This is a genomic window from Microvirga zambiensis WSM3693, assembly GCF_016735695.1.
Lineage (GTDB): Bacteria > Pseudomonadota > Alphaproteobacteria > Rhizobiales > Beijerinckiaceae > Microvirga > Microvirga zambiensis.
This window is the reverse complement of record NZ_JAERQD010000037.1, coordinates 1-12,279: the sequence shown is the minus strand read 5'-3', so window position 1 is coordinate 12,279 and position 12,279 is coordinate 1. Positions and strand designations below refer to the sequence as shown.

Sequence of the window (12,279 nt, the reverse complement as noted above, 5' to 3'; positions counted from 1 at the left end):
TCCCGGGGATCCACGTCTTTGCAGCACTGCGGTTCCTCAAGACGTGGGTGGCCGGGACAAGCCCAGCCATGACGCCGGAATGATAGCGTGCAGCGAGACATCTAGAAAAGGTTCAACTGCCCCGTCTCCTTCGGCGGCACATTGAACAGGTCCTTGCGCAGGCGCAGGTTGCGCTTGTTCAGGCCGAGGCGTTCGGCGGCGGTCTCGAATCGCCGGCCGAGCATCCAGGCATAGGGGCCGACGCCCGATTGGCGGGTGCTCCAATCGGCATCGTAATCCTTGCCGCCGCGCGCCTCCTGCAGCAGCGTGAAGACGTGCTTGAGCTTGTCGGGGTAATGCTCGGCGAGCCAGTCGCGCATCAGGTCCTTGAGGTCGTGGGGCAGGCGCAGGAGCACATAGCCTGCCTCCCCGGCGCCGGCCTCAGCCGAGGCCTTCAGGATCGCCTCGATCTCGTGATCGTTGATCGCCGGGATGATCGGCGCAACCAGCACTGTCACGGGGATGCCGGCCTCGGTGAGCGTGCGGATGGTCTCGAGGCGCTTCGACGGGGTGGCGGCGCGAGGCTCCATCCTGCGGGCGAGCTTCGGATCGAGAGTCGTGATCGATATCGCGACCTTGGCGAGCTGCCGGTCGGCCATCCGGCTCAAAATATCGATGTCGCGGGTGACGAGGGCGGATTTCGTCACGATGCCGACGGGATGGTTCATCCGGTTCAGCACCTCGAGAATCGAGCGCGTGATGCGGAAGCGCCGCTCAACCGGCTGATAGGGGTCGGTGTTGGACCCGAGCGCGATGGTGGTCGGCTGGTAGTTCGGCGCGCGCAACTCCTTTTCCAGAAGCTCCGCCGCATTGGGCTTGGCGAAGATCTTGGTCTCGAAATCGAGACCGGACGACAGACCCTGAAACGCATGGGTCGGGCGCGCGAAGCAATAGGAGCAGCCATGCTCGCAGCCGCGATAGGGATTGATCGACTTGTCGAAGAGGATGTCGGGCGAATCGTTCTTGGTGATGATCGTGCGCGGCTTCTCGACGATCACCTCGGTGGGAAGCGCGGGAAGCTCGTCCTCGATCTCCCAGCCATCATCGAAGGCCTCGCGCTGCGCCGGCTCGTAGCGGCCGGACGGATTCGCCGAGGCGCCGCGGCCCCGGCGTCGATCCACTTCCACGCGATAGGAGGGATCGTCCATGCGCCGCCGCGCGGCCTCCGCCGCCTCCTGAGGCGTGCGCTTGGCAGGCCGCAGGCGGAGGGCATCGCGGGGTGAATCTTTGGCGCGGGCGGTCATGGTGGCCTCGAACGAATCCGGCTTCGGAAGAGCCGACATTATTGGAACAAAACAGGAACAAAATCAAGGCCCGGGGCTGCAAGAATGTCCTAGCGACGCCGGCAAAATGACGGGCTATACTGTTCACATGATAACTGTTCTCGTTCGCGTCACGCATGGGCCCGAGGCCCTGGCGGCTACCCTGAGTGCGCTTGTCCCGGCCGTTGCCGCCGGGCTGATCGGCGATGCCGTCATCCTGGCGGACAAGCAGGACGACGTCTTGGAGCGCGTCGCCGATGCCGCCGGCGCGACCCTGGTCGTGTCGCGGGATGCCTCCTGGTTGGAAGGCGCGAAGGCTGCACGGCGCGACTGGCTGTTGTGCCTCGACGACGGCGACATCCCGCAGGAGGGCTGGATCCGCGTCCTCGACCGTTTCGTCGCCCTCTCCAAGCCCGAGCGCGGGCTGGCGCGGATGCGCCGGCCGGGCGGCGGCGCTGTCAGCGTGTTCCTGAACCTGCTGGCGCCCTCATCCGTCCGTGGCGGAGACCTCGTCCATCGCCGGGTTCTCATGAACGAGGTGAAGGCTCGCGCGCCCATCCGCCTTGCGGCGAGCGTCGAGCGCGATCCGGTTTTCCGTTAAGAGCCGGCAATGCCCCCTTCATCTCCGACGATCGTGTTCTGTCCGGATGCGGAGCTTGGCTACGAGCGCAGCCGGACCCGTTTCGAAACAGGCGACGGGCTCGCGCTCGATGAAACCTACCGGCTCGCGCATCTGCCTCTGGTGGCGCCGAACCATCCAGGTGTCATCGCAACGCGCGAAGGCTCATCCTACGTGATGGGCCGGCACGAGCGGGTGTTTTCGCTCGTGCTGCCGGTTTTCAGCGATCTTCTGCTGCAATCGCCAGCCTATCGAGAGCTCGATGCCGCGATGAGGGCTGCACCTTTCGCGGGCAAGATCGCCTGGGATCTGCTGGAGCGGCGGAAGGACAAGCTGCACGCGACGATCTGCGGCTCCCTTTCCAAGGATACGCCGCCGTTGCTCGATCGGGACAGGCGCCGTGCATTGACGGAGTTCGGGCCCATCACCGTCGAGCTGCGCGGCCTGTTTTCCGGCAACGTGAATCGCGGCCGGCTTTATCTGCGCGCCTATCCGGAAAGCCGCAACGGTGAGAACGTGTTCCGCCTCATCCAGCGCAGCCTGGGCTGCCGCGAGACCGATCTTTACGTGGTCGGTCTCTACAACATGACCGACGATCTCGATGCGTCGGAGACCGCGGCGCTCGCCGCGTTGATCGAACGCTGGTGGGACCGGACGATCCTGCAATTCGAGGTCGATCGCCTCTGGCTTCTGGGAGCCAGCGACGATCTGGTCCTGGATTCCGCGATCGAGGAGAGCGTGTCGCTCGTGTGATCAAGCCTTCAGCTTGGTCCGCTTCAGGTGCTCGTCGAGGCGCGGCATGATCTCGACGAAATTGCAGGGCCGGTGCCGGTAATCGAGCTGATATGAAAGAATGCCGTCCCACGCATCCTTGCAGGCGCCGGGAGAGCCCGGCAGCACGAAGACGAAGGTCGTGCCGGCGACACCGGCGGTTGCCCGCGACTGGATCGTCGAGGTGCCGATCTTGTCGTAGGAGATGCGGTGGAAGACGGCCGAAAAGCCCTCCATCCGCTTGTCGAACAGGGGCTCGACGGCCTCGGGCGTCACGTCCCGGCCGGTAAAGCCCGTGCCGCCGGTGGTGATGACCACGTCGACCGCCGCATCGGCGATCCAGCCCTGCACCTTGCCGCGGATCGCGTCGATGTCGTCGGTGACGATGGCGCGATCGGCGAGCTTATGGCCGGCCTTTTTCAGCCGCTCGGCCAGCGTCGTGCCCGACGTGTCCTCCTCCAGCGAGCGCGTGTCGGAGATCGTCAGCACGGCGATGCTGAGCGGGACGAAGGGGAGGGATTCATCGATGCCGGGCATGGGAGTGATGCTCTTGAAGACGCGGCATTCATTTAGCGCAGGAAGAGGGGCGGTTCCACATGTGTCATCCCGGACGGAGCGTAGCGAAGATCCGGGATCGCATGAGGAGAGTGGCGCGGGTGTCCCCTCCCTCCTTGTGGGGGAGGGCTAGGGAGGGGGGTGCAGCGCCGGAGCCTCATCGGTTAGCGCTCATACCCCCCTCTCCAACTCTCCCCCACAAGGAGGGAGAGGGCCTGTGACGTTTCGCTTGTTAAGCGATCCCGGATCGGCTTCGTCGTCCGGGACGACACTCGTCTCTCGCCCTTAAAGCCTGCTCGCCCTGAACGTGTCGCAGGCCTGGATCGAGCCGGTCTTCAGACCGGTGGTGAGCCAGCGCGTACGCTGCTCCGAAGAGCCATGGGTGAAGCTGTCGGGCATTACGCGGCCTTGGCTCTGCTTCTGCAGTCGGTCGTCGCCGATGGCTGCCGCAGCCTGGATCGCCTCCTCGATGTCGCCCGGCTCGAGCGACTTCCAGCGCTGGTCGGAATGGTGTGCCCAGACGCCGGCAAGGCAATCCGCCATCAGCTCGACGCGGACGGAGAGCTGGTTGGCTTCCGCCTGTCCGACCTGGCGCTGGCGCTCCTGCACGCGCGGCAGGATGCCGAGCTGGTTCTCGACATGGTGCCCGACCTCGTGCGCGAGCACATAGGCGTAGGCGAAATCTCCGCCGGCGCGGAAGCGGCGCTGCATCTCCTGGAAGAAGGAGAGGTCGATATAGACGGTCTGGTCGAGGGGGCAGTAGAACGGACCCATGGCCGATTGCGCGCCGCCGCAGCCGGAGCGGGTGGCATCCGAGAACAGCACCAGCTTCGGCGGTTTATACTGAATGTTGGCCTGCTGCGGCAGGACGTCCTTCCACACGTCTTCCGTGTTGCCGAGAACGGCCGAGGCGAAGCGGCCCATCTCGTCCTGGGGCGTACCCTGGCGGCCCTGCTGTTGCTGCTGATAGCCGGAGCCGCCGCTCATCATCTCGGCGCCGCCGATCAGGATGCGGGGATCGATGCCGAGCGCCCAGCCGATCAGGCCGAGGATGACAATGGTGCCGATGCCGAGCCCGCCCGCGCCTCCGGGCACACCCATGCCGCGACGGTCTTCTACGTTCGACGAGGTTCGAAAGTCTTCCCAGCGCATGATCCACCTTCCGGCAGCGGCATTCTTGGCCGCGAATGCTTAAGGCTTAAGCATATGAACCGGTTCCGGAACGGCCCGGAAGAGCGCCTTATTCCCTGCCGTCGAGTGCGCGCCGCAGCGCCTGGAAATCCCGCCAGCCAAGCCGCTTCTGCAGGGGTTGGCGCAAGAGGTAGGCGGGATGCAGGGTCGGCAGCGTGCGGATCTCGCGTCCGTCCTCGGTCTTGTAACTATACCAGCGTCCGCGGGTGCGGAGAATGCCATCCTTGATGCCCAGAAGATTCTGGGCCGCGGGGCCGCCGAGGCAGATGACGAATTCCGGGCTCGCCAGCTCGATCTGCCGCGCGATGAAAGGCTTGCAGATCGCAACCTCCTGCGGCGTCGGCGTGCGGTTGCCCGGCGGGCGCCAGGGCACGATGTTGGCGACGTAAACCTGGGTGCGGTCGAGCCCGATGGTCGCGAGCATGCGGTCGAGCAGCTGGCCGGAGCGGCCCATGAAGGGCTTGCCGATCCGATCCTCGTCTGCGCCCGGGGCTTCGCCGACCAGCATGACGCGGCCTTCGGGATTGCCGTCTGCGAAGGCGAGGTTCTTGGCCGAGAATTTCAGGGCGCAGCCGTCGAAGCCGGTGAGAATCGCTTCGAGTTCCTCCAGGGACCGGGCGTGGCGGGCCTGCTCGCGGGCCATGTTCGCCACTTCCTCCGGCGCGCCGGCGGCAGCCTTCGGCAGGGCGCGGGGAGAGGGAGCGGATGGCTGAGATGGAGCCGCTTTCGGCTTCGCGGTTTCGGCCTTCGGCTCGGCGAAGCGGTTGTTCGGGGTCTCGTCGAGCGCAAGATCGACACCTGCCTCGACATGGAAGTCGAGCAGCGCCTGGAGAGCATCGCGGTCGGAAGGGGCACCCTGCATGGGCTCTATGTAAGCGTCCGGAGGGGAGTGGACAACCGAAGCCTGCAAAGGACTCAAGGAATCTCGCTCTTAGAAAGCGAGTAACGATCGGCATCCTCCTAAGCCCTCATCCTGAGGGCCGCCGGAGGCGGCGTCTCGAAGGATCAGGGCGCCTCCAGAGAGCACTGGACCCTCCTTCGAGACGCAGCTTCGCTGCTCCTCAGGATGAGGTTGGTGATGTGCGAAGGCAGCCCTTCACGAGATCAAATCGAAAAGCGTCGGGCTCTCGTCGCGCCTGGCGTCTTCGATGGCGAGCAGCCGGCGCTTGGTCGTGCTGCCGCCATTGGCCGAGAAGCCTCCCAGTTTGCCACCCGCCGCGACGACCCGGTGACAGGGCACGATGACGGCGATGGGGTTGCGTCCGAGGGCCTGGCCGATCGCCCGGGCATTGTCGATGCCGAGCCGGGATGCGACCTCGCCATAGGTCAGCACGCGGCCCGGGGGAATGCTGCGGCCGATCTCGTAGACGCGGCGGTCGAAATCCGGCACGCCGTCCATGTCGAGCGGCACCGCGGACAGATCGCGCGCTTCACCCTGCATCAGCGCCACGACGTCGGCGATGACGACTTGGATGTCGGGCGGCGGCGGGGTTTCGACGATGCCTGGAAAGCGCCTGGCGATGCGGCCCTGCATCCTGAAAGCGTCATCCTCTGGCAGCTGGAAGCCGATGATGCCGCGCTCGTTCCAGGCGAGCCCGCAGAGGCCAATGGCCGTCTCGAAAAGCGTGTAGGACGCGGCGTGATTGGGATGCTGCGACATGCTTCTTTTTAGACCTCCCGGACCTGCGGAACAACTTGGGCTGGCATTATCCACCGGCTGATTGCATTTCTCGACCCGATCCCTGCTTCGCGACACGACTGCGATAATTGAGTTTCCGTATGACCTTATGCGGAAACGGAACTTTCGGCTTTGCGGCAATACGGCTAGGAGAGGTGCTGGTTAGAATGACTTGAGAAATCGCATAGATGGTTCATATGTAAACCATCTATGTCATGAAGCGTTGACGCCGCGTATCAGGAGGAAGCCATGTCCGATCTGCCTGCCCGTGAATCGATGGAGTTCGACGTCGTCGTCGTGGGCGCAGGTCCGGCGGGTCTCGCCACCGCGATCCGGCTCAAGCAGAAGGCGGCCGAGGCGGGGGCGGACATTTCCGTGGTCGTGGTCGAGAAGGGCTCCGAGGTCGGGTCCCATATCCTCTCCGGCGCGGTGGTCGACCCGATCGGCCTCGATGGCCTGCTGCCGGAGTGGCGCGAGGACCCCGACCGGCCGCTGAAGACGGAAGTGACCGCCGACGAGTTCATGTATCTGGGCCATGCCGGGGGCGTGAAGCTGCCCAACCTGTTCATGCCCAAGCTCATGAACAACCACGGTAATTTCGTCGGGTCGCTGGGCAACGTCGCCCGCTATCTCGGCCGCAAGGCGGAGGAACTCGGCGTCGAGATCTATCCCGGCTTCCCGGCTTCCGAGGTGCTGGTCGAGGACGGCAAGGTGGTCGGCATCGCCACCGGCGACATGGGCGTCAGCCGCAACGGCGAGCCCAATGCCAACTTCACCCGCGGCATGGAGCTGCGCGCCAAATACACGATCTTTGGCGAGGGGGCGCGGGGCTCGCTCACCAAGCAGATGGTCGAGCGCTTCGGCCTGAACCAGGGCCGCGATCACCAGAAATACGGCATCGGCATCAAGGAGCTCTGGCAGGTCAAGCCGGAGCATTTCCGGCGGGGCCTCGTGCGCCATTCCATGGGCTGGCCCTTGCCGAACAATGCCGGCGGCGGCTCCTGGCTCTACCATTTCGACGACAACCTCGTGTCCGTCGGCTTCGTGGTGCATCTCAACTACAAGAACCCGACCCTGTCGCCCTTCGACGAGTTCCAGCGCTTCAAGACGCATCCGATGGTGCGCGACGTGTTCGAGGGCGGCAAACGCATCGGCTACGGCGCCCGAGCCATCATGGAGGGCGGCTGGCAATCGGTGCCGCGCTTAAGCTTCCCCGGCGGCTGCCTGGTCGGCGACTCGGCCGGCTTCGTCAACGTGCCGCGCATCAAGGGCAGCCACAACGCCATCCTGTCGGGCATGCTGTGCGCCGACCACGTCTTCGACGCCCTGCAGGCGGGCCGGGCCCATGACGAGGTCTCGGCGTACGAGGAGTCCTGGCGCGCCTCGCCGATCGGCCACGATCTGAAGCGGGTCCGCAACGTCAAGCCGCTCTGGTCGCGCTATGGCACCGCCATCGGCGTGGCGCTGGGCGGGCTCGACATGTGGCTGACCGAACTCTTTGGCTGGTCGCCCTTCGGCACCATGAAGCACGGCAAGCCGGACCATGCCTGCACGCTGCCGCTCGATCAGGTGACGCCGATCAAATACGACCGGCCGGACGGCGTGCTGACCTTCGACCGGCTGTCCTCGGTGTTTCTGTCCAACACCAACCACGAGGAGGACCAGCCGGTCCATCTCAAGGTCAAGGATATGGGGCTGCAGAAGGCCTCCGAGTTTGAGGTCTATGGCGGTCCTTCGCAGCGCTACTGCCCGGCCGGCGTGTACGAGTGGGTGGAGGGCGAGGGGGGCGTGCGCTACCAGATCAACGCCCAGAACTGCGTCCACTGCAAGACCTGCGACATCAAGGACCCGAACCAGAACATCAACTGGGTCACCCCCGAGGGCGGCGGCGGGCCGAATTACGTGAATATGTGAGGCACCTCTCCCCCCTTGCGGGGAGGGGCAGGGGGCGGTGGTGCGACTGGGTGAGACCTTTCTCGTCACTTTGGCTACGTCATGGCCGGCCTTGTGCCGGCCATCTCGCTTGGAAGAACGCAGCGCTTCACACAATCGGGATCACCGGCACAAGGCCGGTGATGACGTCGAGAGCGTTACGAAGTGCAGCTCTCCGACTTTCCGACCCCCACCCTCAATCCCTCCCCGCAAGGGGGAGGGAAGAAAACCCATCACGACGCTTTTACGGCCCCAGCGGCAATTGTCCCCTTGCGGCTGCCGGAGGGAGGCGCCATTCTCCGGCCTGATTTGACGCACATCTCCACATCCAAAGATGTTGCGATATTGGAGCCGCGCTTCGTGCCCATTTTGAAACTGCCTTTGGCTCGCAAGGGCCTGCCTGCACTGCTGTTCATGACCGCCGGCCTCCTGGCCGTCCCCGCGCTCGCCAACACGGCCGAGGACGAGATGCTGAGGCCTGCCCAGAGCCTCGAAGGCAATTTCCTGTCGGCCTATGTGGCGGGCTCCGCGCGGGATACAGAGGCTGCGACGATCTTCTTCCGTGAGGCGATCCAGGAGGATCCCCGCAACCAGGAGCTTCTGGAGCGCGCCTTCGTCGCCTTCCTCGCCAACGGTTCCATGAGCGAGGCCATCCGCTCGGCCGAGCGGCTCTCGGCGCAGGATCCCTCCAACAACCTGGCCCAGTTCGCCCTCGCGGTCCGCTCCCTGAAGGCGCAGAAATATGCCGATGCCCGCAACCGCCTGTCGAAGGGCATGCGCGGCCGCCAGGCGGACCTGACGGCGACGCTTCTGACCGCCTGGACCTATGCCGGCTCCAAGGACGGCAAGCAGGCGCTTGCCACCGTCGACAAGCTCAAGAACGAGCGCGCCTTCGACCAGTTCCGCGAATATCATGCCGCTCTCATCGCCGACGTGGTGGGCAATTCCGCTGAGGCCGAGAAGCGCTTCAAGGCCGCCTATGAGGGCGAGCGCAACACCCTGCAGGTGGTCGATGCCTATGGCCGCTTCCTGGCCAAGCGCGGCCGCAAGGACGAGGCCCTGAAGATCTACAAGGCCTTCGACGATGTCGCCCCGCGCCATCCGGTCGTGCGCGCCGCCATGAAGGCGCTCGAGGAGGACAAGCCTCTCCTGCCGACCGTCACCAATGCGCAGGACGGCGCGGCCGAGCTGCTCTACGGCCTCGGCGTCGTCGGCAACACGCAGGGCGACGAGCTGACCGCGATCATCTATCTGCGCCTCGGCCTCGACCTGAAGGGCGATCATCCGCTCGCCCTCGTCACCCTCGGCGACGTCTATGAGCGCCTGAAGCAATACGACAAGGCCAATGCCATCTTCGAGCGCATCCCCAAGGAATCGCCGGTGCGGCCGAGCGCGGACATCTCCATCGGTCACAATTACGAGCTGATGGGCCGCGGCGAGGATGCCATCACCCATCTCGAGAAGCTCATGAAGGAGCGTCCGGACGACGTCGAGGTCGTCATGGCGCTCGGCAACGTGCAGCGTTCGCGGAAAAAATTCGCCGAGGCCGCCGAGACCTACGACAAGGCGATCAAGCTGATCGGCCAGCCGGAGCGTGGCCACTGGATCCTCTATTTCTACCGCGGCACGTCCTATGAGCGCGCCAAGCAATGGGACAAGGCCGAGGCCGATCTGAAGAAGTCGCTCGAACTCGTTCCCGAGGGGCTGCCGGCCGGCCGGGCTCAGGTGATGAACTATCTCGCCTATTCCTGGGTCGACCAGAACCTGAACATCGACGAAGCCTTCAAGATGCTCACGAAGGCCGTGGAGCTCGCGCCCCGCGACGGCATGATCATCGATTCCCTCGGCTGGGCCTATTACCGCATGGGCCGCTACGACGACGCCGTGCGGGAACTGGAAAAGGCCGTCGAGCTGAAGCCCGGCGATCCGACCATCAACGACCACCTGGGCGATGCCTATTGGAAGGTCGGTCGCAAGCTTGAGGCGAAGTTCCAGTGGGATCACGCCAAGACCTCCGATCCGGAGCACGAGGAGCTGGTGAAGATCCTCAAGAAGATCGACAACGGTCTGGAAGACGATCCGAAGCCGGCCGCCGCCGAGAACGCGCCTGCTCCTCCGCCGGAGGAGCCGAAGAAGAACGGCGGGTAGTCAAAGCAGCCCGCTCGCGTCATGCCTGGCCCTGTGCCGGGCATTTTCGTTTGCAGACAAGCCACAACCCAAGCCCTCATCCTGAGGAGGCCGTCAGGCCGTCTCGAAGGATCAGGGCGTGTCCAGTGCTCTCTGGAGCCTCCTTCGAGACGCAGCTTCGCTGCTCCTGAGGATGAGGTCGAGGGGTCTGGAGACTTGGTTATGATTGGCATAGCGGGGCTACTCTTCCCATCGGCCCCGCTCTCGGGCATGGAAGCGCCATGCCTCAGCCGCTCGCCACCCGCGCCCCCGCCAAGATCAACCTGACGCTTCATGTGCTCGGGCGGCGGGCGGACGGCTATCACGCGCTGGAAAGTCTCGTCGCCTTTGCCGGCACGGGAGACGACCTGCGGCTAGAGCCGGGCTCGGACCTGGCCCTGACCATCGAAGGGCCGACCGCGCCTTTGGCCGGAAGCGATACCGATAATCTCGTCCTGAAGGCGGCCCGTCTCCTGGCGGAACGCGTGGAAGGCCTGAAGGTGGGCGGCTTTCACCTGACCAAGCGCCTGCCGGTGGCAGCAGGGATCGGCGGCGGGTCCTCGGATGCGGCGGCGGCGTTGCGTCTGCTCGCGCGCCTCAACGGCCTGCCGCTGTCTCATCCGGGGCTTCGCGAAGCAGCGCGCCTGACCGGCGCCGATGTACCCGTCTGCCTTGAGCCGCGGGCACGGATGATGCGCGGAGTGGGCGAGATTCTAGGCCCTGCGCTCGACCTGCCGCGTCTGTTCGCGGTGCTGGTCAATCCGCGCGTTCCCATGGAAACGCCGGCCGTGTTCAAGACGCTCGATCTGCAGCCGGGACAAGTGTTGTCCGGAGCGGCTCATCCTGTGCTCGTGGCGCAATCCGCGCAGCAGATTCTTGCGGCACTGAAGACTGCCCGCAACGACCTCGAACCGCCGGCGCGCGCATTGCAGCCGTTGATCGGCGAAGCGCTTGCCTTGTTGCGGGGGACGGCAGGTTGTCGGCTGGCACGCATGTCGGGCTCGGGTGCGACGGTGTTCGGGCTCTACGACGATTGCGAAGCGGCGGCCGAAGCGGGAAAGCAGATGCGGCGTGAGCGGCCGGATTGGTGGGTCAAGGCGACGAGCCTTCGGTAAACATCTCAACGTCAGCACACCCTCCCACGTCATCCCCGGCCAGTAGTGTGGTGAAGGTTCTGCAAATCGCCTGAGCGGGGCGGCCATGGCAGGATGGTGATGTCTGACGTCACTCACTCCGAGAGGAGCCCACCATGACCAGCCCCAAGGATAGACCCGCCACCGGTGCCATCAAGGACCTTCTGAACCAGAGCCCCGATGCTTTGCGCGAGATCGTGCACGCCGTCATGCAGGAGATGCTCGAAGCCGAGATGAGCGATGCCCTCCAGGCCGAGAAGGGCGAGCGCACCGTTTCCCGCCTGGGCTACCGCTCGGGCTACTACAGCCGGACCCTGGTGACCCGGGTCGGCAAGCTCGAGTTGCGCGTGCCGCAGGACCGCGATGGGCGCTTCTCGACCGAGCTGTTCGAGCGCTATCAGCGCTCCGAGCAGGCCCTGGTGGCTACGCTCGCCGAGATGTATGTGCAGGGCGTCTCCACCCGCAAGGTCAAGGCGATCACCGAGGAGCTGTGCGGCCACAGCTTCTCGGCTTCCGCGATCTCGGCCATCAACAAGCGCCTCGACGACAGCCTGGCCCAGTTCGCCTCCCGAAGGCTCGAGGAGCCGTTCCCCTACCTGATCCTGGACGCCCGTTACGAGAAGGTGCGCGAGGGCGGCATCGTCAGCTCGCAGGCGGTGCTGATCGCTGTGGGCATTGACTGGGACGGCCGGCGCCAGATCCTCGGCGTCGAGATGGCCAACCGGGAAAGCCACTCTGTCTGGAAGACCTTTCTGCTCGGCCTGCGCGAGCGCGGTCTCTCCGGGGTGGAGTTGGTGGTGGCCGACGATCATGCCGGCTTACGAGCCGCCATCCGCGAGGTGCTGTCAGAGGCGGCCTATCAACGCTGCTATGTGCACTTCCTCCGGAACGCTCTCGATCACCTGCCGCGCAAGGCGGACGATGATTGCCTGC

General features: G+C 65.2%; 11 protein-coding genes. 6 read left to right on the top strand and 5 right to left on the bottom strand.

The annotated features are described in order from the left end of the window. Window positions 1–101: 101 nt before the first annotated feature. On the bottom strand, window positions 102–1,187 hold the full coding sequence (locus JKL46_RS23180; protein WP_246529480.1) for a PA0069 family radical SAM protein: 1,086 nt from the start codon (window positions 1,185–1,187) through the stop codon (window positions 102–104). 202 nt (window positions 1,188–1,389) lie between these two features. Between JKL46_RS23180 and JKL46_RS23175 the strand changes: the two genes are divergently transcribed. Both JKL46_RS23175 and JKL46_RS23170 read left to right on the top strand, forming a co-directional pair. Further along, the gene (locus tag JKL46_RS23175; RefSeq protein WP_246529478.1) at window positions 1,390–1,902 is read left to right on the top strand and encodes a glycosyltransferase family 2 protein; all 513 of its coding nucleotides are present in this window, start codon (window positions 1,390–1,392) and stop codon (window positions 1,900–1,902) included. Window positions 1,903–1,911: 9 nt separating this feature from the next. After that, window positions 1,912–2,673, top strand: a complete 762-nt coding sequence (locus tag JKL46_RS23170; RefSeq protein WP_201837822.1) for a hypothetical protein — start codon at window positions 1,912–1,914, stop codon at window positions 2,671–2,673. Here JKL46_RS23170 and moaB read toward each other — a convergent pair whose 3' ends face one another. The 4 genes from moaB to JKL46_RS23150 all read right to left on the bottom strand — a co-directional run bounded on the left by moaB (window position 2,674) and on the right by JKL46_RS23150 (window position 6,097). Then, a complete protein-coding gene (moaB, locus tag JKL46_RS23165; RefSeq protein ID WP_201837820.1) occupies window positions 2,674–3,228 on the bottom strand; it encodes a molybdenum cofactor biosynthesis protein B in 555 nt (184 codons plus the stop codon). Window positions 3,229–3,531: 303 nt separating this feature from the next. Continuing rightward, on the bottom strand, window positions 3,532–4,398 hold the full coding sequence (gene ypfJ / locus JKL46_RS23160; protein ID WP_201837818.1) for a KPN_02809 family neutral zinc metallopeptidase: 867 nt from the start codon (window positions 4,396–4,398) through the stop codon (window positions 3,532–3,534). Between the two features lie 88 nt (window positions 4,399–4,486). Next, window positions 4,487–5,299 carry a uracil-DNA glycosylase gene (locus JKL46_RS23155; protein ID WP_201837816.1) on the bottom strand — a complete coding sequence of 271 codons (813 nt, stop codon included), beginning with the start codon at window positions 5,297–5,299 and terminating at the stop codon, window positions 4,487–4,489. 234 nt (window positions 5,300–5,533) lie between these two features. Then, on the bottom strand, window positions 5,534–6,097 hold the full coding sequence (locus tag JKL46_RS23150) for a methylated-DNA--[protein]-cysteine S-methyltransferase (RefSeq protein ID WP_201837814.1): 564 nt from the start codon (window positions 6,095–6,097) through the stop codon (window positions 5,534–5,536). 267 nt (window positions 6,098–6,364) lie between these two features. On the opposite strand from JKL46_RS23150, the gene JKL46_RS23145 reads away from it, so the two are divergent. The 4 genes from JKL46_RS23145 to JKL46_RS23130 all read left to right on the top strand — a co-directional run. Further along, entirely contained in the window at window positions 6,365–8,029 is a 1,665-nt protein-coding gene (locus tag JKL46_RS23145) for an electron transfer flavoprotein-ubiquinone oxidoreductase (RefSeq protein WP_201837812.1), read from the top strand. A 378-nt stretch (window positions 8,030–8,407) separates the two neighbouring features. Next, window positions 8,408–10,195, top strand: coding sequence for a tetratricopeptide repeat protein (locus JKL46_RS23140; protein WP_201837810.1), 1,788 nt, complete (start codon window positions 8,408–8,410; stop codon window positions 10,193–10,195). A 260-nt stretch (window positions 10,196–10,455) separates the two neighbouring features. Then, window positions 10,456–11,328, top strand: coding sequence for a 4-(cytidine 5'-diphospho)-2-C-methyl-D-erythritol kinase (locus JKL46_RS23135; protein WP_201837808.1), 873 nt, complete (start codon window positions 10,456–10,458; stop codon window positions 11,326–11,328). A 134-nt stretch (window positions 11,329–11,462) separates the two neighbouring features. After that, window positions 11,463–12,279, top strand: an 817-nt coding sequence (locus tag JKL46_RS23130; protein WP_201837806.1) for an IS256 family transposase, incomplete at its 3' end; no start/stop codon positions are given.

What these genes read in the sequence shown, in the direction of transcription:
- moaB (WP_201837820.1), bottom strand. Translation starts at nt 3,228, where the DNA reads ATGCCCGGCATCGATGAATCCCTCCCCTTCGTCCCGCTCAGCATCGCC.
- JKL46_RS23155 (WP_201837816.1), bottom strand. Translation starts at nt 5,299, where the DNA reads ATGCAGGGTGCCCCTTCCGACCGCGATGCTCTCCAGGCGCTGCTCGAC.
- ypfJ (WP_201837818.1), bottom strand. Translation starts at nt 4,398, where the DNA reads ATGCGCTGGGAAGACTTTCGAACCTCGTCGAACGTAGAAGACCGTCGC.
- JKL46_RS23170 (WP_201837822.1), top strand. Translation starts at nt 1,912, where the DNA reads ATGCCCCCTTCATCTCCGACGATCGTGTTCTGTCCGGATGCGGAGCTT.
- JKL46_RS23150 (WP_201837814.1), bottom strand. Translation starts at nt 6,097, where the DNA reads ATGTCGCAGCATCCCAATCACGCCGCGTCCTACACGCTTTTCGAGACG.
- JKL46_RS23175 (WP_246529478.1), top strand. Translation starts at nt 1,390, where the DNA reads ATGACGGGCTATACTGTTCACATGATAACTGTTCTCGTTCGCGTCACG.
- JKL46_RS23135 (WP_201837808.1), top strand. Translation starts at nt 10,456, where the DNA reads ATGCCTCAGCCGCTCGCCACCCGCGCCCCCGCCAAGATCAACCTGACG.
- JKL46_RS23145 (WP_201837812.1), top strand. Translation starts at nt 6,365, where the DNA reads ATGTCCGATCTGCCTGCCCGTGAATCGATGGAGTTCGACGTCGTCGTC.
- JKL46_RS23180 (WP_246529480.1), bottom strand. Translation starts at nt 1,187, where the DNA reads ATGGACGATCCCTCCTATCGCGTGGAAGTGGATCGACGCCGGGGCCGC.